Raw genomic sequence first — 25,224 nt, 5'->3', positions numbered from 1 at the left:
CATTTTGTTTAAACTTCGCGGACCAGCAGGGTCAGCACTTCGTAGTGGGCGGTATGAGGGAACATATCAAACAGCTGGACCCGCTCGACGCGATAGCCGCTAAGACGGGCAATGTCGGTCGCCATGGTGCGGGCGTTACAGCTGGAATAGATAATGTAGGGCGGCGCCATGCGGCTTAAATAGTCGCACAGTTCAGGGCCAATGCCGCGTCGCGGCGGGTTGACCAGCACCAGCTGCGGGATATCCGCTTCATGCGTGGCGAACCGCGTGGAGTCCAGCGCCTGAAAATGCAGATTGCCGAGCCCCAGCTGCGCGGCAGACTGCCTGGCGCAGGCGATCGCTTCCGGGGCTATCTCTATCCCGGTCAGGCGCATCGCCGGCGTCGCGCAGTGCAGGCCAAAACCGCCGACGCCGCAAAACAGATCCCACATATGCTGGACCGGCAGCGCGCGCACCCAGTCGCGGGCGGTGGCGTACAGCCGGCTGGCTACCGTCGGGTTAGTCTGAAAGAAGCTTTGCGGACGGATCCACAGCGGCACCTCATTAAAGACCTCGCCCAGCGCCTGCTGTTCGGTGAAGAAGATCTCCTGTTCGCCTTCCATGATTGCCATATGCACCGGCTGGATATTCGCCGTGATCACCTTGAGCTGCGGGAGCTGTGCCTGCAGCCAGGGCAGCGCGGCGCGCAGCTGGGCCACCTTGGCCTCTGAGCGCAGCACAAAGCGCAGCATCATCTCCCCCTGCTGGCTGGCGGTCAGCAGCAGATATTTCAGCTCCCCGCGCTTGCGCGCGACGTTGTAGGGAGTTAACCCGGCGCGGGCGATAAAGGGCTTCAGGCCGGCAAACACCGGCGCAAACTCGGCGGGATAGAGCGGGCAGTCGGTGAGGTCCACCGGGGTGCCATCGCGGTGCAGCATCCCCAGCAGCGGACGCTCAACGCTGCCGCTGACCACCATTTTGGCCTTGTTACGGAAAGCCGCCTCCGGCCCGCTGACCGGCTCGCCCCAGTCGGCGACGGGGATTGCCGCCAGCAGCGTGCGCAGGTCGGCCATTTTATCGGCGAGCTGTTGCGGAACCGACCGTTCCAGCCATTGACAGGAACGGCAGCGGCCGGCGTCGTAGAGTGCGCAATGCATAATTGACCTTCAAAATTCCAGGGGCGGGGATTGTATCACCGTTATTGCAGGCGGAAAAACCGACGGCAGGTCGCTGGCACAAACAGCAGCGTCAGGACCAGCAGATCCGGCAGTTTTTGCATCACCAGCGAGTGGAAGATCTCCCGTTTGGATTCGCCGGGAATACTGAACAGCTCCGGATACCCGTAGCCCAGCGACGCCGCCCACAGGTAGCCGGCGGCTATCATCTGCGTCAGCAGATAGACCCAGCGCGCCCAGTTGCGCCCTTTCACCAGCGAGAAGGCGCACCAGATTTCGATAAACACCAGCGCCAGGCTGCCGAGGAAGACCAGCGTCAGGTTCCAGGTCTGGACGCTACGGTGTATGAATTCGTTCAGCCCCTGCAGGCCCAACAAATTGAGGATCATCAGCAGATCCAGACCGCGAATCAAAATAATCGCAAAGGCCGCCACCTGCACCAGCGCAGGGACGTTAAGGCGGGCATGCGATGAGCGAGTTTTCGTAAACAATCCCAACGTAATGTCTTCCATGAAAACGGCGCCACAAAGTGGCGCCGACCGGAGGCTGCTGTACCGATTTTAGGTGGTTCAGCCTTGTCTTGCACGCTGGATATCGCGCACTCGCTGCTTTTCTGCGCGGGCCATCAAATACCAGGCGATAAAACCAACAACGCCGACCACGCCGAGGATGAGCGTCGCCAGGGCGTTAATCTCCGGGTTGACCCCCATGCGCACGCTGGAGAAGACCAGCATCGGCAAGGTCGTGGCCCCGGGACCGGAGACAAAGCTGGCGATCACCAGGTCATCCAGCGACAGCGTGAAGGCCAGCAGCCAGCCGGAGATCACCGCTGGCATAATCATCGGCAGCGTGATGACGAAGAAGACCTTCAGCGGCGCGGCGCCCAGATCCATCGCCGCCTCTTCGATCGAGTGGTCCAGCTCACGCAGGCGCGAGGAGATCACCACCGCCACGTAGGCGGTACAGAAGGTGACGTGCGCCAGCCAGATGGTCAGCATCCCGCGATCCGACGGCCAGCCGATGGCATGTCCCAGCGCCACGAACAGCAGCAGCAGCGAGAGCCCGGTGATCACGTCCGGCATGACCAGCGGCGCGGTGATCATGAACGCGAAGCCGTTGGAGCCGCGAAAACGTCCAAAGCGCACCATCACCACCGCGGCGATGGTGCCAAGGATCGCCGCCGCCGTCGCCGCGCAGGCGGCGATAGTCAGGCTGAGCCCCACCGCGCTCATCATCGCGTCATCGTGGAACAGCTCGCTATACCAGCGCGTTGACCACCCGGCCCAGACCGTCACCAGCTTTGAGCTATTGAAGGAGTAGATCACCAGCATCAGCATCGGGGCATAGAGGAAGGTGAACCCGAGCACGAGGATCAGAATGCGCCACGGCGAGCGTACTACCGGCAAGTCGTTCATCCCTGCTCTCCCATCTGTTTTTGCTGGTGCTTATGGAACCACATGATCGGCACGATCAGCAGCAGCAGCATGACAATCGCCACCGCCGAAGCCACCGGCCAGTCACGGTTGTTAAAGAACTCCTGCCACAGCACGCGGCCAATCATAATGCTGTCCGGCCCGCCCAGCAGCTCCGGGATCACGAACTCCCCCACCGCCGGGATAAACACCAGCATGGAGCCAGCGATAATCCCCCCTTTGGTGAGCGGAACGATCACCTGAAAGAAGGTCTTCAGCGGCCGGGCGCCGAGATCCAGCGAGGCCTCCACCAGCGAATAGTCGATGCGGGTCAGCGCGGTGTAGATAGGCAGCACCATAAACGGCAGATAGGCATAGACGATACCGATATATACCGCCAGGTTGGTGTGCAGGATCTCCAGCGGCTGATCGATAACCCCTAGCCACAGCAGGAAGTTATTCAACACCCCGTTGCTTTTCAGCAGTCCCATCCAGGCATAGACGCGGATCAAAAACGACGTCCACGACGGGAGGATCACCAGCAACAGCAGAATATTGCGCGTCGACGGCTTGCTGTGCGCCACCGCCCAGGCCAGCGGATAGCCCAGCAGCAGGCAGCAGAGCGTCGAGATGCCCGCCACCTGCAGCGACTGCAGATAAGCCTCAAAATAGAGCGGATCGTCGGTCAGCTGCAGGAAGTTGGCAAAGTTAAGGGTCAGCGTCAGCTGACCATCCGCCCACTCCATCAGATCGGTGTAGGGAGGGATCGCCCGCGCCATCTCGGCAAGACTTATCTTGAACACGATCAGGAACGGCAGCATAAACAACAGGATCAGCCACAGATAGGGCAGCGCGATCACCAGCTTGCGGCCATGCGCCATCTGCAGGCGCGCCGCCCACAGCACGAAGCCGCCCGGTTTTTTCGCCCCTGACGGGGATTCAACGGTACTCATCGCCCTCTCCTTACACCGTCAGTACAACGCAGCTGTCCGCATCCCAGCATAAACGCACCTCGTCACCCCAGGTGGGCGTCCCTTTCCGATGGCGGTGCTCATTCTGCAGCTGGGCGCTGATCATCTGCCCGCTTTGCAGGCGCACATGGTAGATGGAGAGATCCCCCAGATAGGCGATATGAATCACCTCGCCGACGGCAAAATTGTAGCCATCCGCCGGCGGCTCATCGCACAGCATGATCTTCTCCGGACGCAGCGCCACCCACACCGGCACGTTGTCCACCACCGAGGCGTCGGGGTCGACCTTCAGCGGATGCACCAGTCCCGGCGAGCGCAGCACCAGGCCATCTTCCAGACGCTCTTTCACCAGCCCTTCAAAGACGTTCACCGAGCCGATGAACTCGGCGCTGTAGCGGGTGGTCGGGTGCTCGTAAATCTCTTCCGGTTCGCCAATCTGCACAAACTTGCCGCGGTTCATGATGGCGATACGGCCCGCCATGGTCATGGCCTCTTCCTGATCGTGAGTCACCATCACGCAGGTCACGCCAACGCGCTCAAGAATATCCACCACCTCCAGCTGCATGCGATCGCGCAGCTTTTTATCCAGCGCCCCCATCGGCTCGTCGAGCAGCAGCAGCTTTGGTCGTTTCGCCAGGCTGCGCGCCAACGCGACGCGCTGGCGCTGACCGCCAGAGAGCTGGTGCGGCTTACGTTTAGCGAACTCCTGCATGTGCACCAGAGCCAGCATCTCCTGCACCCGGGCGGTGATTTCCGCCTTAGGCAGACGATCCTGCTTCAGACCGAAAGCGATATTCTGCTCAACGGTCATATGGGGAAACAGGGCGTAGGACTGGAACATCATATTGATAGGCCGCTGATAGGGCGGTACGCGCGCCAGATCCACGCCGTCGAGCATAATCTGTCCGGCGGTCGGTTGCTCAAAGCCCGCCAGCATGCGCAGCAGGGTCGATTTCCCGCAGCCTGATGCGCCCAGCAGAGCAAAAATTTCGCCTTTATAAATAGTGAGACTGACATCGTCGACAGCGTGCTGGCCATCAAACGACTTGGTTAAGTTACGGATTTCCAGCAGCGGGGTCAGCGCTTTGGGGGCTTTCGCCTGTGGGCGGGGCATTACGTCGTTCAATCGGGTGTTCTCCGGCAAAAAAACGATCACCATATGGTCCGGTGCCATACTTCGTGCTTAACAGTGCAGGTGCACCATCCTGGTGCTTCTGCTCGCCGGGCGCGCTGCCATTTCCCGGCGAGTGCCGTTCTGATACGGCCCGCTTACCGGGCCGTCAGAGTTTATTTACCGCTCTTCACTTTGGTCCACGCGCGGGTGCGCACGCGGTCGATCTTCGGATCCTGCACCTTCAGCGTGAACAGTTTGGCGAACACATCCGCTGGCGGATAAATCGCCGGGTTGTTACGGATAGTCTCGCTGACCAGCGGCGTAGAGGCCTTGTTGCCGTTGGCGTAGAACACCTGGTCGCTGATTTTGGCGATCACATCCGGGCGCATCAGATAGTTAAGGAACTGATAGGCCTCATCTTTATTCTTAGCGTCGGCCGGCATCGCAAAGACGTCAAAGAACGCCAGGGCGCCTTCCTTAGGAATAAAGTAGGAGACGTTGACGCCGTTCTTCGCCTCTTTCGCGCGGTTCGCCGCCTGCCAGACGTCCCCTGCCCAGCCGATCGCCACGCAGATGTCGCCATTGGCGAGGTCGTTAATATATTGCGAAGAGTGGAAGTAGCGAATGTTCGGCCGCAGCTTCAGCAGCAGATCGGTGGCCGGACCGGTGTAATCATTCGCTTTGCTGCTGTTCGGATCCTTGCCAAGGTAGTTCAGCACGGTGGCGAAAATCTCTTCCGGCGCGTCGAGGAAGGAGACGCCGCAGCTTTTCAGTTTTTCAAGGTTCTCCGGCTTCAGCACCAGATCCCAGCTGTCCACCGGCGCATCTTTGCCGAGGACGGCTTTCACTTTATCAACGTTGTAGCCAATGCCCGTCGTCGCCCACAGGTAAGGCATGGCGTATTTATTCTCCGGGTCATGCTTGGCGACCAGCTTCAGCACTTCGGGGTCGAGATTCTTCCAGTTCGGCAGCTTGCTCTTATCCAGCGGCTGGAACACGCCCGCCGCCAGCTGGCGCTCAAGGAAGCTGGCCGATGGCACCACCAGATCGAAACCGGTGCTGCCGGCCATTAATTTACCTTCCAGCACTTCATTGGAATCAAAAACGTCATACACGACTTTAATCCCGGTCTCTTTTTCGAAATTGGCCACGGTGTCCGGCGCAATATAATCAGACCAGTTATAGACATGCAGGGTTTTTTGTTCGGCGGCGAGCGAACCGGCAGAGACGGCCATCAGCGCACCCGTAACCAGACCTGTTAACCATTTTTTACCAAAGGCGGTCATATCTCTTTTCCTTCTCAACGCCCGTTAACTTACGGGCTCAAATATACGCATTTCTACGCATGCAAAAATCATGCATATTTTTTCATTGCCTGAGAAAAGGAGAGCGGATCTCTCCCGGAGTGGTTGCTCGCAACTGGAAGCATCGCCAGAATAACTGTAGCCAGAATAAGAGGCTATAGCCCAGGTAAAAAAACGCCTTTTATCAAATTTTTATGCAATAACGGTCTACGTGATAAGCCAAAACGGCCTGAATGGCGGTGAATAATGCTTTAAAGAAAGGTTAAATGCAGAATAAAAGCGGGTAATACGCAGCCGCTGCGGTAGTGGCTGCGCTAATTTTAGGCAGGTTTAGTGAAGAAAATGGTATTGCACGTTTTCTGCTGCCGGCTCTTCTTCTTCGCCTTTGTACAGCAGCTGATTGGCGCCGGCTTCGAGGATCACCATCGAGATCTGCTCCTCGCTTTGGCGGAAGAACCAGGCGAACTGCTCCATCGTCACCCCGGGGCCGATAGACAGCGACTGGCAGACCACCAGCTTGGGCAAATTATCGTCCTGAATGTCGATAAACGCCTTCACGGTTAACGAACTGGCGTTGATGGCCGAGAGATCCGCCGACAGCGCCAGTAAAGCAGACGGCTTTACCTCCGCCAGGGCGGAAAAGAGCACCACGTTATCCACCAGGTCAATTTTGGCATCAAAAATACCGTCGAAATTCTGCATATGCGGCAGGTGCAATGCCTGACAGGAATCGCACTCAAAAAAGCTGATGCCGATCTCATCCAGCCAGCGACGTAGCGTATCCAGACCTGGAACGACCAGTGAATCCATAGTGCCTGTGACCTCTTACAGTGGAAAAACGACGCCATAGCTTACGCAAAAAAAGCGCCGCATACCATGACAGTCTTGCATCCGGCGGTTAGCCGCCTATTTTCAAACAGAATTCCGGTGTCGCCTGGCGCTCGATCCAGGCGATCATCCTGCTGGCGATGTCCACGCCGGAGGTGGTTTCCACGCCTTCCAGTCCGGGCGAGGCATTCACCTCCATCACCAGCGGCCCGCGGGTGGCGCGTAAAATATCGACACCGGCGACGTCCAGGCCCAGGGTTTGCGTCGCCTTGATGGCAATGGCGCGCTCCTCATCGCTAATCTGCGCCACCGTAGCCATGCCGCCACGGTGCAGGTTAGAGCGAAAATCGCCCTCTTTCGCCCGCCGTTCGATCGCCGCCACCACCTCATTGCCGACCACCAGGCAGCGAATATCGCAGCCTTTCGCCTCGGCAATGTACTCCTGCACCAGGATGTGGGCGTTCAGCCCGCGAAAGGCGTCGATCACGCTCTCCGCCGCCTGGCGGGTCTCCGCCAGCACCACGCCGATCCCCTGGGTGCCCTCCACCAGCTTCACCACCAGCGGCGCGCCGCCGACCATGGCGATCAGATCGCTGGTGTCATCGGGGGAATGAGCGATGCCGGTCAGCGGCAGATCGATGCCCTGGCGCGCCAGCAGCTGCAGCGAGCGCAGCTTATCGCGAGCGCGGGTGATGGCGACCGATTCGTTCAGCGGATAGCTTCCCAGGAGCTCAAACTGACGCAGGGCCGCGGTGCCATAGTAGGTAATCGCCGAGCCAATGCGCGGGATCACCGCATCAAAGTGCGGCAGCTGGCGCCCTTTATAGTGGATCGAAGAGGCCACCGGGCTGACGTTCATATAACAGGAAAGCGGATCGAGGATCTCGACCTGATGCCCGCGCTGTTGCGCCGCTTCGCGCAGGCGTCGACATGAATAAAGCGTTCCATCCCGGGATAATATGGCAATTTTCATCCTGCACCTCTGCAAAAAGACCCGCACTGGCGGGCCTCAGCTATCGAACACACTTCCACCTTTCCTGCCGCCAGCGTCGGATACCGCCTGGCCGGAGCAGCAGTGTACACGTAATCAGCGCGTTGCCCACCCCTGCTTATGCAGATAGTCGAGAATAAACGGACGACTCTCTTTCACGATAGTGCGACGGATATGATCGCTCCAGGTATCGCGGCGGGCGTTGCTGCCGCGCGACAGATAATAGTGCGCCAGCTGTTCGTCATACTCCGCCAGCAGCGCGTTATCCAGCGGCTGATAGCGGTTCTCATGCACCAGCATGGCGGCCGGCATCCGCGGCTTGATGTCCGGGTTATCCGCCGGCCAGCCAAGGCAAAGACCGAACAGCGGCAGGACGTGCTGCGGCAGCTCCAGCAGCTCGGTCACCGCCTCGATGCTGTTGCGCAAGCCGCCGATATAGACGCCACCCAGCCCGAGGGACTCGGCGGCGGTCAGCGCGTTTTGCGCCAGCAGCGCCGTATCGACAACGCCGATCAGCAGCTGTTCCGCCAGCCCCAGCTCCGCCTGCGGGCAGATCTGCAGGTGGCGGTTAAAGTCGGCGCAGAAGACCCAAAACTCCGCCGCCTGGGCGACGTGCTGCTGGCCGCCGGTCAGCGGGACCAGACGTTCACGCAGGGCCGGGTCGGTAATACGGATGATGGAGGTGCACTGTAAAAAACTCGAGGTAGATGCCGCTTGCGCGCTGGCGATAATCGCCGCGCGCTGTTCGTCGCTCACGGGCGCATCGGTGAAGTGGCGGATAGAACGGTGGCTGCGCAGCAGCTCAATGGTCGGCGTCATTTCGTTTTTCTCTGTCAGACAAGGATTCAGGCTCAGGAGAGTGGGTTAACTGCGGGGCCACGATCTGCGCCATCCGCCACATCACGACGATGGCGGCGGGGATCATCAGCACGATCCCGGCAAAGAGCATCACCAGCGCCGCGGTCGGGCTGGCAATGGGCGCAGGCAGCTGGACATACTGGTTAAGCGAGAGCCAGGCGAGGGTTAACAGCCCCATCCCGAGGATCTCAACCAGCAGTATGCTTTTTGGCAACGGGGCAAATTTTCGCATCACGCCTCTCCGGTTGATAAACGCGGCGCGCCAGCCAATGCCACCGCGCCGCCGGGTCAGTATACGGGTTTTGATAGTACGACATTTATCAAACATAGCCGTAAACCATCGAAGCAAAAGGCAGAACCTTCTTTCCCTCACCGGCCAATGCAGGCATCATAAGCGCCATTCGCCATCCGGCTGAGGTTTAAGGAGAGAAGCAATGTTTACCGTTATTTTTGGTCGTCCAGGCTGCCCTTACTGCGTTCGCGCCAAAGAGCTGGCAGAAAAACTGACCAACGAGCGTGATGACTTTAACTACCGTTACGTGGATATTCACGCCGAAGGCATCAGCAAAGCTGATCTGGAAAAAACCGTCGGCAAACCGGTTGAAACCGTACCGCAGATTTTCGTCGACCAGAAACACATCGGCGGTTGCACCGATTTCGAAGCCTGGGCGAAAGAGAACCTTGGCCTGTTTGCCTGAGTAAATTTATTTACTCGATGAATGACTGCGCCAGGTATCAAGCCAGGCGCAGATAAACAAAAAGCACAACGCCCCGAGCGCACACCAGAACACCGCGCTCAGTACCCACGCCATCTCCTGCCAGAACGTCCGGTGCGTGACGAAAAACAGCCGCATCGTCACCATACAGACCGGCGCCGCCAGTATCGCGCCGAGCAAAGGACGCAGCACCCGCCGTCCGGGAGAGAGACAGCTCGCCGCCGCCCCTGGCAGCAAAAAGAAGAGCAGGCCCAGCTCCGGGTTGCCGCTGGCGCGAAAGGCCCCTTTCATATGTAACAACAACGATAAGCACACCACAATGAACAGAACGAAGCCACAGATAATGCCGGCCCAACTACGCTCAGATTTCACCGTATCCTCCTGATGTTGCCTCTAACTCACGTCCACGTCGCCCAGTCAGATAAAGCATTTCGGCAATCCATGCCAATAACTCCCCTACCAGCCTAAAAACGATTGTCACTAGCCGCCGCATCCAGGAAGGATTAAACTAGCGGGTATATTTTTGCTGGTTATAACAGGGTGCCAGAATAGGTTCGCGACAACGCGAACGCCTGAGCAACCTTAGACCAAATAACCATTTCCTTCAACAACTTACTAGTAAACGAGAAGTTGGCTTTCGTGAATATAAACGTCGCAGATTTGTTAAACGGGAATTACATCCTGTTATTATTCGTTGTACTTGCATTAGGACTATGCCTGGGAAAACTGCGTCTCGGCTCAGTACAACTTGGTAATTCCATTGGCGTTTTAGTCGTTTCTCTATTATTAGGTCAGCAGCATTTCGCGATTAACACCGATGCCCTTAATCTCGGCTTTATGTTGTTTATTTTTTGCGTCGGCGTGGAAGCCGGTCCTAACTTTTTTTCGATTTTTTTCCGCGACGGGAAAAACTATCTGATGCTGGCCCTGGTGATGGTCGGCAGCGCGATGCTGATCGCCATGGTGCTGGGTAAAGTGTTCGGCTGGGATATCGGGCTCACCGCCGGTATGCTGGCGGGGGCGATGACCTCCACCCCGGTGCTGGTGGGCGCGGGGGACACCCTGCGCCATTTCGGCCTGCCCAGCGATCAGCTGGCGCAGTCGCTTGACCACCTGAGCCTCGGCTATGCCCTGACCTACCTGGTTGGTCTGGTGAGCCTGATCGTCGGCGCCCGCTATATGCCCAAGCTGCAGCATCAGGATCTGCAGACCAGCGCCCAGCAAATCGCCCGCGAGCGCGGCCTCGATACCGATTCCAAACGTAAAGTCTACCTGCCGGTGATCCGCGCCTATCGCGTCGGCCCGGAGCTGGTGGCATGGGCGGATGGCAAAAATCTGCGCGAGCTGGGCATTTATCGCCAGACCGGCTGCTATATCGAACGCATCCGCCGCAACGGCATTCTGGCCAACCCGGACGGCGACGCGGTGCTGCAGATGGGCGACGATATTGCGCTGGTGGGCTACCCGGACGCGCACGCCCGCCTCGACCCGAGCTTCCGCAACGGTAAAGAGGTTTTCGACCGCGACCTGCTCGACATGCGCATCGTCACCGAAGAGATTGTGGTCAAAAACCACAACGCCGTCGGCCGCCGCCTGGCGCAGCTCAAGCTTACCGATCACGGCTGCTTCCTGAACCGGGTCATTCGCAGCCAGATCGAGATGCCTATCGACGACAACGTGGTGCTGAACAAAGGCGACGTGCTGCAGGTCAGCGGCGACGCCCGCCGCGTGAAGACCGTAGCCGACCGCATCGGCTTTATCTCCATTCACAGCCAGGTGACCGATCTCCTCGCCTTCTGCGCCTTCTTTATCGTCGGCCTGATGATCGGCATGATCACCTTCCAGTTCAGCTCCTTCAGCTTCGGCATCGGCAACGCCGCCGGCCTGCTGTTCGCCGGCATCATGCTTGGCTTCCTGCGCGCCAACCACCCAACCTTTGGCTATATCCCGCAGGGGGCGCTGAACATGGTGAAAGAGTTTGGTCTGATGGTGTTTATGGCCGGGGTCGGGCTCAGCGCCGGGGCCGGGATCAATAACGGGCTGGGCGCCGTCGGCGGCCAGATGCTGGCGGCCGGGCTTATCGTCAGCCTGGTGCCGGTGGTGATCTGCTTCCTGTTCGGCGCCTACGTGCTGCGCATGAACCGGGCGATGCTGTTCGGCGCCATGATGGGGGCCCGCACCTGCGCCCCGGCGATGGAGATCATCAGCGATACCGCGCGCAGCAACATCCCGGCGCTCGGCTATGCGGGCACCTACGCCATCGCCAACGTGCTGCTCACCCTCGCCGGGACGCTCATCGTGATCATCTGGCCAGGGCTACAATAAATTTTTTGCGAAAAAAGCCGCCACAGGCAGAACTTTTTCTCAGGGCATCAGTCATAAGTAATGCCACTGCTTTTCTTTGATGTCCCCATTTTGTGGAGCCCATCAACCCCGCCACTTCGGTTCAAGGTTGATGGGTTTTTTGTTGCCTGCGTTTAGCCATTCCGGCTGAAACGCCGCCTCAGCGCCCCTCTTCCTGCGCCCTCTCCCCTGCCAGCTGCCCGACCATCATGCGGATCGCCGCCTTCGACAGCGGCGCGCGGTCGGTGACAAAGTGCAGGGTCATCCCTTCGATAAAGGCGTCAAGGCCGCGGGCGGTGTCGGGGGCAAACCACTGCTCCAGCGTCTGCTGGCTGCGCCGCATCCAGTTCTGCATCACCGCCTTCAGCGCTGGCTGGCTGCTGCAGAACGCGTACAGCTGGTACATCAGCTCCATATTGCGCGCCGTGGTCACCTGGGCGCTGAAGATCAGCTCCGCGATGGCATCGCAGGCTTGTTGCCGGTTCGTTACCCCGGCGAAGCTTTGCTGATACTGCGCCGACATCTCGGCGGTAAACAGATTGAACGCCTCCGCGATCAGCGCCTCGATGCCGCTGAAATAGTAGGTCAGCGACCCCAGCGGCACATTCGCGCAGGTGGCGATTTTACGGTGCGTCACCGCATGGACGCCGTGCGCCGCGATGGTGTCCAGCGTCGCCTGCAGGATGCGCTCGCGGCGCTGCGGATCGTTCGGTCTACGGGCCATGATTTTCCTCTTCCGGTTTATGTACAAATGTACACATGCTTGCTACTGTTGTCTTCACTCTTCTCCTTTAAGGCGTTTACGGATGACGACGCAATCTTCGCGCAGAGCGCTCCAGCTTCGACTGTGGGCGCTGTTTATGTTCTTTTTCATCCCCGGCTTATTAATGGCCTCCTGGGCCACCCGCACGCCGGCGATCCGCGATCTGCTGGCGCTTTCTACCGCAGAGATGGGCGTCGTGCTGTTTGGCCTGTCGGTGGGATCGATGAGCGGTATTCTCTGCTCGGCGTGGCTGGTGAAGCGCTTTGGCACCCGCAAGGTCATCCGCACCACCATGTCCTTCGCCGTACTCGGCATGCTGGTGCTCAGCCTGGCGCTGTGGGTCACCTCCGCCCCGCTGTTCGCCTTCGGTCTGGCCATCTTTGGCGCCAGCTTTGGCTCAGCAGAGGTCGCCATTAACGTCGAGGGCGCGGCGGTTGAGCGGGAGATGAATAAAACGGTGCTGCCGATGATGCACGGCTTCTACAGCTTTGGCACCCTGTTCGGCGCCGGGGTGGGCATGGCGGTGACCGGGTTCGGCCTGCCCGCCGCTCCGCATATTCTGGCGGCCGCGCTGGTGGCCATTCTGCCCATCGCCATTGCCATCCGCGCCATTCCGGAGGGTACCGGTAAAAATGCCGCCGAAGCCGCCCACGGCGAGGCGAAAGGTCTGCCGGTATGGCGCGACGCGCAGTTGCTGCTTATCGGGGTCATCGTCCTGGCGATGGCCTTTGCCGAAGGCTCGGCCAATGACTGGCTGCCGCTGCTGATGGTGGACGGCCACGGCTTTAGCCCCACCTCCGGCTCGCTGATCTATGCCGGCTTCACCCTCGGCATGACGCTGGGCCGCTTTACCGGCGGCTGGTTTATCGATCGCTACAGCCGGGTGACGGTGGTTCGCGGCAGCGCGGTGATGGGCGCTCTGGGTATCGGCCTGATTATCTTCGTCGATAACCCCTGGGTGGCGGGCATCTCGGTGCTGCTGTGGGGCATCGGCGCCTCGCTCGGCTTCCCGCTGACTATTTCCGCCGCCAGCGATACCGGTCCGGATGCCCCTAAGCGCGTCAGCGTGGTGGCGATTACCGGGTATCTTGCTTTCCTCGTCGGGCCGCCGCTGTTGGGCTTCCTCGGCGAGCACTTCGGCCTGCGCAGCGCGATGCTGGTGGTGCTGGGCCTGGTGATGGTGGCGGCGCTGGTCGCCCGCGCGGTGGCTAAGCCACAGTCTGAACCCGTTATGGAGAACAGCTAATGAGCATCAAACTGATTGCGGTGGATATGGACGGCACCTTTTTAAGCGATGCCAAAACCTACAACCGGCCGCGCTTCCTCGCCCAGTATCAACGAATGCGCGAGCAGAACATTCGCTTCGTGGTCGCCAGCGGCAACCAGTACTACCAGCTGATCTCCTTCTTTCCGGAGATCGCCCACCAGATCGCCTTCGTGGCGGAAAACGGCGGCTGGGTAGTGAGCGGCAATGAAGATGTCTTCAACTGCCAGCTGCCGGTTCACCATTTCAACGCCGTGGTCGATCATCTGCAGACGCTGCCGAATATCGAAATCATCGCCTGCGGGAAGCGCAGCGCCTACACCCTCAACCGCTACAACGACGCGCTGAAGACGGTGGCGGCGAAGTATTATCACCGCCTTGAACTGGTGGATGATTTTAACCATCTCGATGACACCATCCTCAAATTTGGTCTCAACGTGCCGGACCGCCTGATCCCGGAAATTCAGCCGAAGCTGCACGCGGCGCTGGGGGACATGGTGACCGCAGTGGCCACCGGCTACGGCAGCATCGACTTAATTATCCCGGGGGTGCACAAAGCCAACGGCCTGCGTATTTTGCAGCAGCGCTGGGGCATCGAGGATCATGAGGTGGTGGCGTTCGGCGACAGCGGCAACGATATCGAAATGCTGCAGCACGCCGGGTTTGGCTTCGCCATGGCCAACGCCCGGGAAGACGTCAAAGCCGTCGCCCGCTATCATGCGCCGCACAACAACGAAGAGGGGGTTCTGCAGATTATCGATAAGGTGTTGGATCGCGAAGCGCCGTTCGCCTGATAAGACCCGGATGCAAGCGCATCCGGGTTGAAAACCGGTTACCCCTGCTGCGAATTGCCGACGCTTTTATCTTTCAGGAAGTAGATCATCAGCCCCAGCCACAGCACCCCGCCCAGCAGGTTAAACAGGCTGAACAGCCCATTGCCGCCCAGCTCGTAAGCATGTTTGCTGAGCTCTATGCCGACGGTGAAGATCAGCATCTGCAGCATTCCCATCGCCGCCGAAACCGTGCCTTTGCTCATCTCGCTGGCGAACAGGGTTAAGCGCACCAGGCCGGCGTTCGCCAGGCCAATCCCGAAGGCGTAGAAGCTCAGGCCGGCGGTCATCCACAGATAGGCGTGGGAAGAGACCACCGTCGCCGCCGCGGAGAGGAGCAGGCCAAACACGATCGGCCAGCCGCCCATGATAATCAGCGAGCGCACGGTACGGCGCGAAGTCAGGCGCGCCAGCACCAGGTTGCCGGCAATCAGCGCGCCGAAAATCGGCACCTGCAGCATGCCATACTCATAGCTGGTGGCTTGTTCGCCGCTGATAATAATGACCGGCGACTGGGCAATCCACGCCAGCAGCGGCAGGCTGACAAAGCCGGTGGCCAGCGCGCCGGCGACGAAGCGCAGGTTTTTCAGCACCAGGCGATAATCGCGGCCCAGCTCTTTGACCGACAGCTTTTCACCCAGCCGCGTCGCGGTCTCCGGCATCGCCCGCTGCAGGCCGACAAACGAGATGGCCGCCAGCACGGCGAACAGCACGAACATCATCTCCCACGGCAGGATATGCACCCAGGCGGCGCCCACCAGCGGCCCCAGCAGCGGAGCAATCAGCGCCACGTTGGCCATCAGGGCAGTGATTTTAATACACACCGCCTCCTCAAAGGACTCCTGGATCGCCGCGTAGCCGACCGCGCCGATAAAGCACAGGCTGATCCCCTGCAGGAAGCGCAGCAGGGTGAACTGCTCAATGGTCTGCGCCAGCAGCGTCGCCAGGCAGGTGACGATAAACCACACCACCCCGGTCAACATCACCGGACGGCGGCCAATACGGTCCGACAGCGGCCCCAGCAGCCACTGTAAAAACATGCCGCCGGCCAGATAGGCGGTCATCGAGGTGGGTACCCACTCGTTGCCCACCTGGAATTCCTGAACCACGGCCAGCATACCCGGCTGGATCATATCGTTGCCGATATAGGTGGAAAACTCGTACAGCACCAGACATAGCGGGAACAGCAGCGCCTGCCTTCCGAGGCGGCGGCCTGAAAGCGAATAATTTTGCATGAAATCTCTTATCTATCAAAAATCGCGCAAAGTGTAATGAAACTCCCGGCGCGGAGATAGTGAATTGTGGGTGACACCGCACAATATTGCGAGTTGCGCGCCACCGTCAGGCTTCTTCTTTGCAATTCACTCTGCGTATATATTCCGTTTATGTTTCAGCAATGTGACAAAGGATATACTGACCCTTTTCAGGGGGTTAGCGCCGCGCCTCAGGAGGTGACATTTCATAACAACCTGATCTTTAAGACAATGCTGCTTTATCTCCGCACCGCTTTTATTTAGGGTAGGCGGCTTATTTGCTATCGGACCAACGAGCCTGGAAGTCTATGCTGGAAAATATTAACTACGCGCTGTTCGCCCTGCTCAACGCGACCCCGGCCTCGCCGCAGTGGGCCATTGAGGTGGCGATTTTCATCGCTAAAGATTTGATTCTGATCGTGCCCCTGCTGGTGGTGACCTTGTGGCTGTGGGGGCCTGCCCAGCGGCAGTTGGTTTTTAAGCTGATGCTGGCGCTGACGATCAGCCTGACCGTCTCATGGGCGATCGGCCACCTCTATCCGCACGATCGGCCATTTGTCGCCGGCGTGGGCTATAACTTCCTGCACCATGCGGCGGACGACTCCTTCCCCAGCGACCATGGCACCGTCAGCTTTACCTTTGCCCTGGCCTTCCTGTTCTGGCATCGCCTGTGGTCCGGCGCCCTGCTGATGGCCCTTGCCGCCGCCATCGCCTGGTCCCGCGTCTATCTCGGCGTCCACTGGCCGCTGGACATGGTTGGCGGCCTGTTGGCCGGGATGTGCGGCTGCCTTGGCGCGGCGCTAATCTGGCATACTGTCGGCCCGGCGCTGTACCGTCAGCTGCAGCGCCTCTATCGCCTCTGCTTCTCCCTGCCGATCCGCAAAGGCTGGGTGCGCGGCTAAACGCCGACCGTCGCGGCGGCCACCGCGTGACTAACCCGCAAGCGACAGGTAAAATCCCGCTAACGCCCTGCCTCCGCAGGGCGATTTTAGCGCAGAGGGAATATGGAAACTCGCCGTGACGAACGCATCAGTCAACTCATTCAGGCACTCAAGCGCAGCGATAAGCTGCATCTGAAAGAAGCGGCCTCCCTGCTTGGGGTGTCGGAAATGACCATTCGTCGCGACCTCAACGGCCACAGCGGTCCGGTCGTGCTGCTCGGCGGATACATTGTGCTGGAGCCGCGCAGCGCCACCCATTACCTGCTCAGCGACCAAAAGACCCGGCTGGTCGAGGAGAAACGCCGCGCCGCCCGCCATGCGGCTGCGCTGCTGGAGCCCCATCAGATGGCCTTCTTCGACTGCGGGACCACCACCCCGTGGATCATCGACGCCATTGACGATGCCCTGCCCTTCACCGGCGTCTGCTACTCCCTGAACACCTTTCTGGCCCTGCAGGAAAAGCCCCAGTGCCGCGCGGTCCTGTGTGGTGGAGAATTTCATGCCAGCAACGCGATTTTTATGCCGCTGAGCCTTGAGGATACCCTCAGCCATCTGAGCCCTGACATCGCCTTTTACTCGGCGGCGGGCATTGACTGCGAACAGGGGGCGACCTGCTATAACCTGGAGGAGCTGCCGGTCAAACACTGGGCGATGCGACACGCGCGCTACCACGTGTTGGTGGTCGACCACAGCAAGTTTGGCAAAGTGCGTCCGGCGCGCATGGGGGCGTTAGCGAAGTTTGACGTGATCGCCAGCGATATCTGCCCGGATGATGAGCTGGTGGCGCTGGCGAAGGCACAGCAGATCTCCCTGCTGTATTGAAGCGTCACTATTGAAGCGTAACTGACCGCGCCCCGCCGGGCGCGGTCATGGCATCAGGAGAACCAGCTGCCGAACCAGCCGTGCAGTTTCATCAGTACGAAGTCGATCATCCGGCTGAAGAAGCCGCCCTCTTTCACCGGCTCCATGACGATCAGCGGGCGCTGCTCGATGGTTTTATCATTCAGCTTAAAGTCGATAGTCCCGACCACCTGCCCCTTCTCCAGCGGCGCGGTAAGCTGCGGCTGGTTTAAGGTGTAGCTGGCTTTCAGGTTTTTCAGCTGGCCCTTCGGCAGGGTGATAGAGCCCGCTTCGCCGGCCCCCAGTTTCGCTTCGCTGCTGTCGCCAAACCACACGCGCTGGGTGACGAAGGTGGCATCCGGTTTAATCGGCGTCACGGTTTCATAGAAGCGGAAGCCCCAGGTCAGCAGTTTTTCCGACTCGTTAAAGCGAATGCGGTCGGTTTTGGTCCCCAGCACCACGGCAATCAGACGCATATCGCCCTGAGTGGCCGAAGAAACCAGGTTATAGCCGGCCCCGGCGGTGGTCCCGGTTTTCACGCCATCGGCGTTGAGGTTGGTGCTCCACAGCAGGCGGTTACGGTTTGGCTGGCGAATTTTATTAAAGGTAAACTCTTTCTCTTTATGTACCGCGTACTCTTCCGGTACGTCGTGGATCATCGCTTTGGTCAGTAACGCCATATCGCGGGCGGTACTGAACTGCCCCGGCGCATCGAGGCCGTGGACGGTCATAAAGGTGGTGTTGGTCAGCCCCATTTTTTTGGCGTAGCCGTTCATCAGGCTGACGAAAGCGTCCTGGCTGCCCGCCACGTAGTCCGCAATGGCAATGCTGGCGTCGTTACCGGACTGAATGATGACCCCTTTGTTCAGATCTTCTACTGAAACCTGCATGCCGGGCTTGAGGAACATCACCGATGAGCCGCGCAGCGCCGGGTTGCCGGTCGCCCAGGCATCGCGCCCGACGGTCACCATATCGGTCAGTTTAATTTTTCCCGCTTTTATCGCCTGCCCCACCACGTAGCTGGTCATGATCTTCGTCAGACTGGCCGGGTCGAGTTTTTCATCGGCATTGCCTTCGCTCAGCACCTTCCCGCTGGCGTAGTCCATCAGGATCCAGGCGCGAGCGTCAATCGAAGGGGCGTCGGGGAGTTGTTCTGCAGCCTGCACCGCAGGTGCGACAAGAAATAACAGCGCGCAACCTGCCGCGAGGCCGCGAAGGGAAAAAGCGTCATGCATCATAAGAGCCACCCAAGTATCCTTTCCAAACAAAATATGCTGCGCCACTCTGACCGCGCCGCAGCAACCGGTGAGTAAAGCGTACAAATGACCTTAAAGAAACAGCGAGTTGGTAAAGTTTTTAAAGTTTACGCAATAACATGCCGCTGTGCTTTAATCAGAACAATTTTTTTGATCGTGATTGCCTAAATATTAACTTTATCCCAACATGATCGCCGATCGCGCTGCAACGGCAGTGAAACAAACTCAGGAGCGAAAATGATTACACTGTGGGGACGTAATAACTCGACCAACGTGAAGAAAGTGCGCTGGGTGCTGGAGGAGCTGGATCTGCCGTATGAGCAGATCCTCGCCGGGCTGGAGTTTGGTCTCAATCGTGACCCGGAATATCTGGCGATGAACCCCAACGGGCTGGTGCCGCTGTTAAAGGACGACGCCACCGGGGTGGTGTTGTGGGAATCAAATACGATTATTCGCTACCTTGCCGCCCAGTATGGCGCTGACCGTCTGTGGCTGGCCGCACCGGCGCAGCGCGCGCAAGGCGATAAGTGGATGGACTGGTCCAACGGCACGCTCTCTCCCGCCCATCGCCCGGTATTAATGGGTATGGTGAGGACGCCGCCGGAGCAACGCGACCCGGCGGCCATCGCCGCGGGGATCAGCGCCTGCGAAGCGCTGTTCGCCATGCTGGATGACGAGCTGGCGAAAACGCCGTGGCTCTCCGGCGAGCAGTTCGGCCTTGGCGATATTGCCGTCGCCCCCTTCGTCTACAACCTGCTGTCGATCCTCGACAGCTGGCAACCGCGTCCCCATCTGCAGCGCTGGTATCAGCAGATTAGCCAGCGTCCGGCCTGGCGCGAAGTGGTGCAGATCCCGGTCACCTGAAATTAACTCTCCGGACTCAGCCGCAATAGCTCGCCGTTAGACTCGTCGGTTAACACATACAGATAGCCGTCGGGTCCCACGCGGACGTCGCGGATCCGTTTCCCGCGCGCCTCCAGCAGGCGCCCCTCCTCGCGGACCTGATTGCCGTCCACCGCCAGAACAATCAGCGATGTCTCCTTCAGCGCGCCGATAAACAGCTTATGTTGCCACTGGGGAAAGGTCTGAGCCGCGTAAAAGGCCATCCCGCTCACTCCCGGTGAGACCGGCCAGACATACAGGGGAGGCTCGGTCCCCGGCACCGTCTTGCCCCTGGCCTCCGGAATGGGCAGGCCGCTGTAGTTAATGCCGTGCGTCGCCAGCGGCCAGCCATAGTTTTTTCCCGCCTGTGGGATATTAATTTCATCCCCGCCGCGCGGACCATGCTCGTTCAGCCACAGCGCCCCGCTCCACGGATTCATCGCCATACCCTGCGGATTGCGGATGCCGTAGGCCCAGATCTCCGGCCTCACGTCGGTCCGGCCAACAAAGGGGTTATCCGGCGGAACGCCCCCGGTCTCCGTCAAACGGACCACTTTTCCCTGTAGCTTGCCGAGATCCTGAGCGGTGGGACGCTGATTGTTCTCCCCGAGGCCAATAAACAGATGCCCTTTGCCGTCGAACACCAGCCGGCCGCCAAAATGATTGCCGACGGAGAGTTTCGGCTGCTGGCGAAACACCACGGTGAAGTTCGTCAGCTGCGTGGCATCCTGGCTCAACTGCCCGTAGCCCACCGCGGTGCCCGCTTTGCCGCTGGCGTCGCTCTCCGCATAGCTTAGCCACACCCGCCGCGACTGCGCGAAATCCGGGGCCAGCGCCACGTCCAGTAAGCCTCCCTGGCCGTTGGCCCACACCTGCGGCACGCCGGCTATCGGCGCCGACAAGCCTTTACCCGGCTGCCAGCGCTTGAGCTCGCCGCCGCGCAGAGTAATCAACATGCCCTGGTCGCCGGGGAGAAACGCCAGGCTCCACGGATGGGCCAGCCGGTTCTGCAATACTTCCACCCGCACCGCGGCCTGGCTCAGGGCCGGCAGCGACAGGGCGCTTAATAGCAACAGCAGCGGGATCGGACGCATGGCATTCTCCTTTCGTCAGCTCTGCGCTAAAGGGTAGCCAGCGGGGAAATTTGCGCGGGGATTTTTACATAACCTTTAACAGGGGAAGCGTCCACTTCCCCTGGGTTTCAGCCGATCAGGCATGAGGGATTGGCGACAATTTATTCAATTTATGAATATTTGAAGTCAATCCTGTCAGACAGCGTTCTAGCTTCTCTACGTTAACAGCGATGTACAGCGGACAATCATGATGTCCGCTCATCAGGCATACTGCAGCGGCGGCGACGGACTCGCCGGCCAAACGAAGGGCATCCCTCTCCTCCGGTGAAATGACATTCTGCAGGCGCGGCGCCTGGGCACGCATTTCACGGCAAAGCTCAAACAAGTTTTCACGCAGATGGTCATTTTCGCTGACTGACATGTAGCCTTTGGCCTTTCGCAGCTGCAGATAGGCGTCAATATCGATATTGGCGTTAATGAGCTTCTGCAAAAGGTGGCGGTATAGTCTGTCAACGCTCATCACGGTTCCTCCTCTGTCGTCCTTTACCTCATCCATAATACGGTTATTTTTTGTACAAAATGATGCGCCAGGTCAATTATTCCCAAGCCTTTAACACCCTTTACAATGTAACAACCTTGCCGCTTTGTCAGGTATATAACAATGATAATGTTATACGATCACATTTAATTTCATAAAGAAATCAATTCGCATTTTCCGCTATAAAAAAGCCAAAATAGTGCTGCAATGATCACATTATATTGCTGGCGCTATTGCGCGATCGCCAGTCAGGATGCCATAACAAATCATTAATGTAATACGTATAACATTTAATAAAAACAGCGACCGCGGTTCGCTGATAATCTCTCTGCCCATTTGCAAGGAACTGAACCATGACGCCCGGTAAAAGAAACTACCTTCTGTTGAGTCTTTTCGATTTCCTCTACCTGTTCGCCTGGTCGTCGACCATGGCTTTCTTTGTCATCTGGACCACCCAGCATCTTGGCATCAGCGCCACGAAAACCGGCCTGCTCTATTCGGTCAACGCCTTTATCGCCCTGCTGATGCAGCCTTTCTTCGGCTTTATCTCCGACAAGTTCGGCCTGAAAAAACGCCTTATCTGGCTGCTGGTGGCGCTGCTCCTGCCGGTAGGCCCCTTCTTTATCTACGTTTACGCGCCGCTGCTGATGCACAGCTTCTGGATTGGCGCGCTGCTGGGGGGCATCTATCTGGGGATCATCTTTAACTCCGGCTGCGGGGTGATCGACTCTTATATCGATAAAATTTCCCGCCGCTACCAGTTCGAATACGGTCGGGTGCGGATGTGGGGCTCGTTAGGCTGGGCGGCCGCGGCCTGGATCGTCGGTAAATATATCGACAGCAATCCCAATCTGGCCTTCTGGCTCGCCAGCCTCGCCATCGTCATCGCCGCCGTCTGCTTTATGCTGACCAAAATCGAATTAACTGACGCCGATGTGGCGCGAAGCGAATCGCTGAAGGTCTCCCATGCCCTTGAGCTGGCGAAGAACAGCCAGTTCTGGATGCTGCTGATCTTTACCCTGTTCGTCACGCAGATTTATGACACCTACGATCAGCAATTTGCCCAGTACTTCTCGCTGCAGTTCCCGACGCCGGAGGAAGGCAACCGCTGGTATGGGATCCTCGCCTCCATTCAGGTGTGCGGCGAAACGCTGTTCTTATGCCTGATGCCGTGGTTTGTTAACCGGACCGGCGCCAAATGGGCGCTGATCATTGCCGGGCTGATCATGTCGGTACGTATTGCTGGCTCGGCGGTGCCTCTCGGCCCGGTGTGGATTGGCGCAGTAAAAATGATGCATGCCCTGGAGAAACCGTTAATTCTGGTGTCGGTCTTTAAATTCATCGCCGCCAACTTCGACCACAAGCTCTCTTCAACAGTCTATTTACTGGTGCTGTTTGTCGCCTCGATCGCCACCGCCATCTACTCGCCGCTGGCAGGCTATCTGTACGATACCATTGGCTTCGCCGACACCTATCTGATCCTCGGCGGCATCGCCGGGCTCTTTACTCTGATCTCTGTCTTCACGCTGCAGGATAAGCGCGAGCCGAAAAAGCCCGGCGTCGCCCCCTCCGGAGCCGTCACCCCGGCGCAATAAGTCTCTGCCCGGCAGCAACGCCGGGCATGAGTCGCCGCCCGCGCGCACGGCGTGCCGGAAGCGTTTCCCGCCCCTCTGCCCCGGGGCGTGCGGGATCCGCTGTAGCGGCAGGGTCGTGAAAGGCAGGGTTGGGTGCGCTTTTTCACCATTAACCGTGACGGAGCTATACTCTTTTTCGCAAAGATCTGTAGAATTCCTGCCCTGACCATTCCAATAATTGAACACTTTTTAAGCTATGAGCAATGTCACGCACCAGCCGAAAATCGGCTTCGTCTCCCTGGGCTGCCCGAAAAATCTCGTGGACTCAGAGCGTATCCTGACCGAACTGCGCACCGAAGGTTATGACGTCGTACCTACCTACGACAACGCCGATATGGTGATCGTTAACACCTGCGGCTTTATCGACAGCGCTGTGCAGGAATCGCTGGAAGCGATCGGCGAAGCGTTGAAAGAGAACGGCAAGGTGATCGTCACCGGCTGTCTCGGCGCAAAAGAGGATCAGATCCGCGAAGTGCACCCGAAGGTGCTGGAGATCACCGGTCCGCACAGCTATGAGCAGGTGCTGGAGCACGTCCACCACTATACGCCAAAGCCGAAGCACAACCCGTTCCTGAGCCTGGTGCCGGAACAGGGCGTTAAGCTGACGCCGCGCCACTACGCCTACTTAAAAATTTCCGAAGGCTGCAACCATCGCTGCACCTTCTGCATTATTCCGTCCATGCGCGGCGATCTGGTGAGCCGTCCGATTGGCGAAGTGCTGGCGGAAGCCAAACGCCTCGCTGACGCTGGCGTGAAAGAGCTGCTGGTGATTTCGCAGGACACCTCCGCCTACGGCGTCGACGTCAAGCACCGCACCGGTTTCCACAACGGTATGCCGGTGAAGACCAGCATGGTCAGCCTGTGCGAAGAGCTGGCGAAGCTCGGCATCTGGGTGCGCCTGCACTATGTCTACCCGTACCCGCACGTCGACGATGTGATCCCGCTGATGGCGGAAGGCAAAATTCTGCCGTACCTCGATATTCCGCTGCAGCACGCCAGCCCGCGTATCCTGAAGCTGATGAAGCGTCCAGGATCCGCGGACCGTCAGCTGGCGCGCATCAAGCAGTGGCGTGAAATTTGCCCGGATCTGACCCTGCGCTCCACCTTTATCGTGGGCTTCCCGGGCGAAACGGAAGAAGATTTCCAGATGCTGCTCGACTTCCTGAAAGAGGCGCGTCTCGACCGCGTCGGCTGCTTCAAGTACAGCCCGGTTGAAGGCGCCACCGCCAATGAGCTGGCGGACCAAGTGCCGGAAGAGGTGAAAGAGGAGCGCTGGAACCGCTTTATGCAGCTGCAGCAGCAGATCTCTGCCGAGCGTCTGCAGGAAAAAGTGGGCCGCGAAATCCTGGTGCTGGTGGATGAAGTGGATGAAGAAGGCGCCATTGGCCGCAGCATGGCCGACGCCCCGGAAATCGACGGCGCGGTCTACCTGAACGGCGAAACCCGCGTTAAGCCGGGCGACGTGGTGCGGGTGAAAGTCGAGCACGCCGACGAATACGATCTGTGGGGAACCCGGGTCTAGTCCAGCTTCCCGGATAGCGGCTTATCGCATTCCCCTGCCTGGGGGGCCTCCCGTAGGCTCACCCCCCCAGGCCCGGCAAGCGCAGCGCCGATAACCTTCCAGGCAACCCTGTTGCGCCGTTATTTTGCCGGGTGGCGGCTGCGCCTTACCCGGCCTGGAGGTTCCTCTCACAGGCATATACCTCGCAGGCCCGGCAAGCGCAGCATTGATTACCTTCCAGGCAACCCTGTTGCGCCGTTATTTTGCCGGGTGGCGGCTGCGCCTTACCCGGCCTGGAAGGTCCTCTCACAGGCTGACACATCGTAGGCCCGGTAAGCGCAGCGCCATCGGGCGATGACAGCAGGCACGGAGCCACTTTTATGCCGGGTGGCGGCTGCGCCTTACCCGGCCTACGGGGTCCTCTTACAGGCTCATACCTCGTAGGCCGGTAAGCACAGCGCCACCGGGCGATGACAGCGGGCACGGAGCCACTTTTATGCCGGGTGGCGGCTGAGCCTTACCCGGCCTACAGGGTCCTCTCACAGGCTCATACCTCGCAGGCCCGGTAAGCGCAGCGCCACCGGGCGATGACAGCGGGCACGGAGCCGTTTTATGCCGGGTGGCGGCTACGCCTGACCCGGCCTACGTTCTTACGACCTGTCGTTAATTTATTCACCAGCCTTGCTGAAACTGCCGGTGCTGGCGGCCTCAAAATCGCTGAGACGTTCCCGGAAGGCCGGGGCAGCCCGCATGGATGC

Annotated in this window: 25 protein-coding genes; 9 read left to right on the top strand and 16 right to left on the bottom strand. The window is 59.2% G+C overall.

Going from position 1 to position 25,224, the window contains the following annotated elements; translation table 11 throughout:
• Window positions 1-8 precede the first annotated feature (8 nt).
• The 10 genes from rlmC to K5R89_RS08745 form a co-directional block, all read right to left on the bottom strand.
• Window positions 9-1,136, bottom strand: coding sequence for a 23S rRNA (uracil(747)-C(5))-methyltransferase RlmC (gene rlmC, locus K5R89_RS08790; RefSeq protein ID WP_032455246.1), 1,128 nt, complete (start codon window positions 1,134-1,136; stop codon window positions 9-11).
• A 41-nt stretch (window positions 1,137-1,177) separates the two neighbouring features.
• Window positions 1,178-1,666: a YbjO family protein gene (locus K5R89_RS08785; RefSeq protein ID WP_023288985.1), complete on the bottom strand. Its 489-nt coding sequence runs from the start codon at window positions 1,664-1,666 to the stop codon at window positions 1,178-1,180.
• A 57-nt stretch (window positions 1,667-1,723) separates the two neighbouring features.
• Complete coding sequence (gene potI / locus K5R89_RS08780; protein ID WP_023288984.1) at window positions 1,724-2,569, bottom strand: putrescine ABC transporter permease PotI; 846 nt, start codon at window positions 2,567-2,569, stop codon at window positions 1,724-1,726.
• The gene (gene potH / locus K5R89_RS08775) at window positions 2,566-3,519 is read right to left on the bottom strand and encodes a putrescine ABC transporter permease PotH (RefSeq protein WP_101989829.1); all 954 of its coding nucleotides are present in this window, start codon (window positions 3,517-3,519) and stop codon (window positions 2,566-2,568) included. Before potH ends, potI begins: the two co-directional genes overlap by 4 nt.
• A 10-nt stretch (window positions 3,520-3,529) precedes the next feature.
• Window positions 3,530-4,663, bottom strand: a complete 1,134-nt coding sequence (gene potG / locus K5R89_RS08770) for a putrescine ABC transporter ATP-binding subunit PotG (protein ID WP_044521950.1) — start codon at window positions 4,661-4,663, stop codon at window positions 3,530-3,532.
• A gap of 161 nt (window positions 4,664-4,824) precedes the next feature.
• Window positions 4,825-5,937 (bottom strand): spermidine/putrescine ABC transporter substrate-binding protein PotF, encoded by a 1,113-nt coding sequence (potF, locus tag K5R89_RS08765; protein WP_023288982.1) that lies wholly within the window; start codon window positions 5,935-5,937, stop codon window positions 4,825-4,827.
• Between the two features lie 348 nt (window positions 5,938-6,285).
• Entirely contained in the window at window positions 6,286-6,765 is a 480-nt protein-coding gene (locus K5R89_RS08760) for a YbjN domain-containing protein (RefSeq protein WP_002896365.1), read from the bottom strand.
• A gap of 88 nt (window positions 6,766-6,853) precedes the next feature.
• Window positions 6,854-7,756 (bottom strand): 30S ribosomal protein S6--L-glutamate ligase, encoded by a 903-nt coding sequence (gene rimK / locus K5R89_RS08755; protein ID WP_023288981.1) that lies wholly within the window; start codon window positions 7,754-7,756, stop codon window positions 6,854-6,856.
• A gap of 114 nt (window positions 7,757-7,870) precedes the next feature.
• Window positions 7,871-8,593: a nitroreductase NfsA gene (nfsA, locus tag K5R89_RS08750; protein WP_032455244.1), complete on the bottom strand. Its 723-nt coding sequence runs from the start codon at window positions 8,591-8,593 to the stop codon at window positions 7,871-7,873.
• Complete coding sequence (locus K5R89_RS08745) at window positions 8,577-8,864, bottom strand: YbjC family protein (RefSeq protein ID WP_004201326.1); 288 nt, start codon at window positions 8,862-8,864, stop codon at window positions 8,577-8,579. The genes nfsA and K5R89_RS08745 overlap by 17 nt, the downstream gene beginning before the upstream one ends.
• 202 nt (window positions 8,865-9,066) lie before the next feature.
• Between K5R89_RS08745 and K5R89_RS08740 the strand changes: the two genes are divergently transcribed.
• On the top strand, window positions 9,067-9,330 hold the full coding sequence (locus K5R89_RS08740) for a GrxA family glutaredoxin (protein ID WP_002896352.1): 264 nt from the start codon (window positions 9,067-9,069) through the stop codon (window positions 9,328-9,330).
• 6 nt (window positions 9,331-9,336) lie between these two features.
• Here the strand turns inward: K5R89_RS08740 and ybjM are convergent, their stop codons facing one another.
• The gene (ybjM, locus tag K5R89_RS08735; RefSeq protein WP_002896351.1) at window positions 9,337-9,720 is read right to left on the bottom strand and encodes an inner membrane protein YbjM; all 384 of its coding nucleotides are present in this window, start codon (window positions 9,718-9,720) and stop codon (window positions 9,337-9,339) included.
• A gap of 267 nt (window positions 9,721-9,987) precedes the next feature.
• On the opposite strand from ybjM, the gene K5R89_RS08730 reads away from it, so the two are divergent.
• The gene (locus tag K5R89_RS08730) at window positions 9,988-11,673 is read left to right on the top strand and encodes an aspartate:alanine antiporter (protein WP_004179131.1); all 1,686 of its coding nucleotides are present in this window, start codon (window positions 9,988-9,990) and stop codon (window positions 11,671-11,673) included.
• A 178-nt stretch (window positions 11,674-11,851) separates the two neighbouring features.
• On the opposite strand, the gene K5R89_RS08725 is transcribed toward K5R89_RS08730, so the two are convergent.
• A complete protein-coding gene (locus K5R89_RS08725; protein ID WP_044521890.1) occupies window positions 11,852-12,415 on the bottom strand; it encodes a TetR/AcrR family transcriptional regulator in 564 nt (187 codons plus the stop codon).
• An 82-nt stretch (window positions 12,416-12,497) separates the two neighbouring features.
• Here K5R89_RS08725 and K5R89_RS08720 point away from each other — a divergent pair, with 82 nt between their 5' ends.
• On the top strand, window positions 12,498-13,700 hold the full coding sequence (locus tag K5R89_RS08720) for an MFS transporter (RefSeq protein WP_044521889.1): 1,203 nt from the start codon (window positions 12,498-12,500) through the stop codon (window positions 13,698-13,700).
• Window positions 13,700-14,512 (top strand): Cof-type HAD-IIB family hydrolase, encoded by an 813-nt coding sequence (locus K5R89_RS08715; protein WP_104467258.1) that lies wholly within the window; start codon window positions 13,700-13,702, stop codon window positions 14,510-14,512. The genes K5R89_RS08720 and K5R89_RS08715 overlap by 1 nt, the downstream gene beginning before the upstream one ends.
• 38 nt (window positions 14,513-14,550) lie before the next feature.
• On the opposite strand, the gene kdeA is transcribed toward K5R89_RS08715, so the two are convergent.
• On the bottom strand, window positions 14,551-15,783 hold the full coding sequence (kdeA, locus tag K5R89_RS08710) for a multidrug efflux MFS transporter KdeA (protein ID WP_004201293.1): 1,233 nt from the start codon (window positions 15,781-15,783) through the stop codon (window positions 14,551-14,553).
• A gap of 326 nt (window positions 15,784-16,109) precedes the next feature.
• Between kdeA and ybjG the strand changes: the two genes are divergently transcribed.
• Both ybjG and deoR read left to right on the top strand, forming a co-directional pair.
• Entirely contained in the window at window positions 16,110-16,703 is a 594-nt protein-coding gene (gene ybjG, locus K5R89_RS08705; RefSeq protein WP_124074219.1) for an undecaprenyl-diphosphate phosphatase, read from the top strand.
• Between the two features lie 102 nt (window positions 16,704-16,805).
• On the top strand, window positions 16,806-17,564 hold the full coding sequence (deoR, locus tag K5R89_RS08700; protein WP_023288975.1) for a DNA-binding transcriptional repressor DeoR: 759 nt from the start codon (window positions 16,806-16,808) through the stop codon (window positions 17,562-17,564).
• Between the two features lie 53 nt (window positions 17,565-17,617).
• Here deoR and dacC read toward each other — a convergent pair whose 3' ends face one another.
• The gene (dacC, locus tag K5R89_RS08695) at window positions 17,618-18,820 is read right to left on the bottom strand and encodes a serine-type D-Ala-D-Ala carboxypeptidase (RefSeq protein ID WP_004201290.1); all 1,203 of its coding nucleotides are present in this window, start codon (window positions 18,818-18,820) and stop codon (window positions 17,618-17,620) included.
• A gap of 255 nt (window positions 18,821-19,075) precedes the next feature.
• Here dacC and K5R89_RS08690 point away from each other — a divergent pair, with 255 nt between their 5' ends.
• A complete protein-coding gene (locus K5R89_RS08690; protein ID WP_217259076.1) occupies window positions 19,076-19,702 on the top strand; it encodes a glutathione S-transferase family protein in 627 nt (208 codons plus the stop codon).
• A 2-nt stretch (window positions 19,703-19,704) separates the two neighbouring features.
• Here the strand turns inward: K5R89_RS08690 and K5R89_RS08685 are convergent, their stop codons facing one another.
• Window positions 19,705-20,814: a PQQ-dependent sugar dehydrogenase gene (locus K5R89_RS08685; protein WP_101996987.1), complete on the bottom strand. Its 1,110-nt coding sequence runs from the start codon at window positions 20,812-20,814 to the stop codon at window positions 19,705-19,707.
• Window positions 20,815-20,929: 115 nt separating this feature from the next.
• Complete coding sequence (gene bssR / locus K5R89_RS08680; RefSeq protein WP_065881878.1) at window positions 20,930-21,313, bottom strand: biofilm formation regulator BssR; 384 nt, start codon at window positions 21,311-21,313, stop codon at window positions 20,930-20,932.
• A gap of 371 nt (window positions 21,314-21,684) precedes the next feature.
• Here bssR and K5R89_RS08675 point away from each other — a divergent pair, with 371 nt between their 5' ends.
• Both K5R89_RS08675 and rimO read left to right on the top strand, forming a co-directional pair.
• The gene (locus tag K5R89_RS08675) at window positions 21,685-22,926 is read left to right on the top strand and encodes an oligosaccharide MFS transporter (RefSeq protein WP_032455236.1); all 1,242 of its coding nucleotides are present in this window, start codon (window positions 21,685-21,687) and stop codon (window positions 22,924-22,926) included.
• A 235-nt stretch (window positions 22,927-23,161) separates the two neighbouring features.
• Window positions 23,162-24,487, top strand: coding sequence for a 30S ribosomal protein S12 methylthiotransferase RimO (gene rimO / locus K5R89_RS08670; protein WP_004141985.1), 1,326 nt, complete (start codon window positions 23,162-23,164; stop codon window positions 24,485-24,487).
• Window positions 24,488-25,224 lie beyond the last annotated feature (737 nt).

The sequence above is a fragment of the Klebsiella sp. TF21-TM genome, from assembly GCF_019753495.1.
Classification (GTDB): Bacteria; Pseudomonadota; Gammaproteobacteria; order Enterobacterales; family Enterobacteriaceae; genus Klebsiella; species Klebsiella quasipneumoniae.
This window is presented reverse-complemented; position numbering and strand designations above follow the sequence as displayed.

What these genes read in the sequence shown, in the direction of transcription:
- rlmC (WP_032455246.1), bottom strand. Translation starts at nt 1,136, where the DNA reads ATGCATTGCGCACTCTACGACGCCGGCCGCTGCCGTTCCTGTCAATGG.
- K5R89_RS08785 (WP_023288985.1), bottom strand. Translation starts at nt 1,666, where the DNA reads ATGGAAGACATTACGTTGGGATTGTTTACGAAAACTCGCTCATCGCAT.
- potI (WP_023288984.1), bottom strand. Translation starts at nt 2,569, where the DNA reads ATGAACGACTTGCCGGTAGTACGCTCGCCGTGGCGCATTCTGATCCTC.
- potH (WP_101989829.1), bottom strand. Translation starts at nt 3,519, where the DNA reads ATGAGTACCGTTGAATCCCCGTCAGGGGCGAAAAAACCGGGCGGCTTC.
- potF (WP_023288982.1), bottom strand. Translation starts at nt 5,937, where the DNA reads ATGACCGCCTTTGGTAAAAAATGGTTAACAGGTCTGGTTACGGGTGCG.
- K5R89_RS08760 (WP_002896365.1), bottom strand. Translation starts at nt 6,765, where the DNA reads ATGGATTCACTGGTCGTTCCAGGTCTGGATACGCTACGTCGCTGGCTG.
- rimK (WP_023288981.1), bottom strand. Translation starts at nt 7,756, where the DNA reads ATGAAAATTGCCATATTATCCCGGGATGGAACGCTTTATTCATGTCGA.
- nfsA (WP_032455244.1), bottom strand. Translation starts at nt 8,593, where the DNA reads ATGACGCCGACCATTGAGCTGCTGCGCAGCCACCGTTCTATCCGCCAC.
- K5R89_RS08745 (WP_004201326.1), bottom strand. Translation starts at nt 8,864, where the DNA reads ATGCGAAAATTTGCCCCGTTGCCAAAAAGCATACTGCTGGTTGAGATC.
- K5R89_RS08740 (WP_002896352.1), top strand. Translation starts at nt 9,067, where the DNA reads ATGTTTACCGTTATTTTTGGTCGTCCAGGCTGCCCTTACTGCGTTCGC.
- K5R89_RS08725 (WP_044521890.1), bottom strand. Translation starts at nt 12,415, where the DNA reads ATGGCCCGTAGACCGAACGATCCGCAGCGCCGCGAGCGCATCCTGCAG.
- K5R89_RS08720 (WP_044521889.1), top strand. Translation starts at nt 12,498, where the DNA reads ATGACGACGCAATCTTCGCGCAGAGCGCTCCAGCTTCGACTGTGGGCG.
- K5R89_RS08715 (WP_104467258.1), top strand. Translation starts at nt 13,700, where the DNA reads ATGAGCATCAAACTGATTGCGGTGGATATGGACGGCACCTTTTTAAGC.
- kdeA (WP_004201293.1), bottom strand. Translation starts at nt 15,783, where the DNA reads ATGCAAAATTATTCGCTTTCAGGCCGCCGCCTCGGAAGGCAGGCGCTG.
- ybjG (WP_124074219.1), top strand. Translation starts at nt 16,110, where the DNA reads ATGCTGGAAAATATTAACTACGCGCTGTTCGCCCTGCTCAACGCGACC.
- deoR (WP_023288975.1), top strand. Translation starts at nt 16,806, where the DNA reads ATGGAAACTCGCCGTGACGAACGCATCAGTCAACTCATTCAGGCACTC.
- dacC (WP_004201290.1), bottom strand. Translation starts at nt 18,820, where the DNA reads ATGATGCATGACGCTTTTTCCCTTCGCGGCCTCGCGGCAGGTTGCGCG.
- K5R89_RS08690 (WP_217259076.1), top strand. Translation starts at nt 19,076, where the DNA reads ATGATTACACTGTGGGGACGTAATAACTCGACCAACGTGAAGAAAGTG.
- K5R89_RS08685 (WP_101996987.1), bottom strand. Translation starts at nt 20,814, where the DNA reads ATGCGTCCGATCCCGCTGCTGTTGCTATTAAGCGCCCTGTCGCTGCCG.
- bssR (WP_065881878.1), bottom strand. Translation starts at nt 21,313, where the DNA reads ATGAGCGTTGACAGACTATACCGCCACCTTTTGCAGAAGCTCATTAAC.
- K5R89_RS08675 (WP_032455236.1), top strand. Translation starts at nt 21,685, where the DNA reads ATGACGCCCGGTAAAAGAAACTACCTTCTGTTGAGTCTTTTCGATTTC.
- rimO (WP_004141985.1), top strand. Translation starts at nt 23,162, where the DNA reads ATGAGCAATGTCACGCACCAGCCGAAAATCGGCTTCGTCTCCCTGGGC.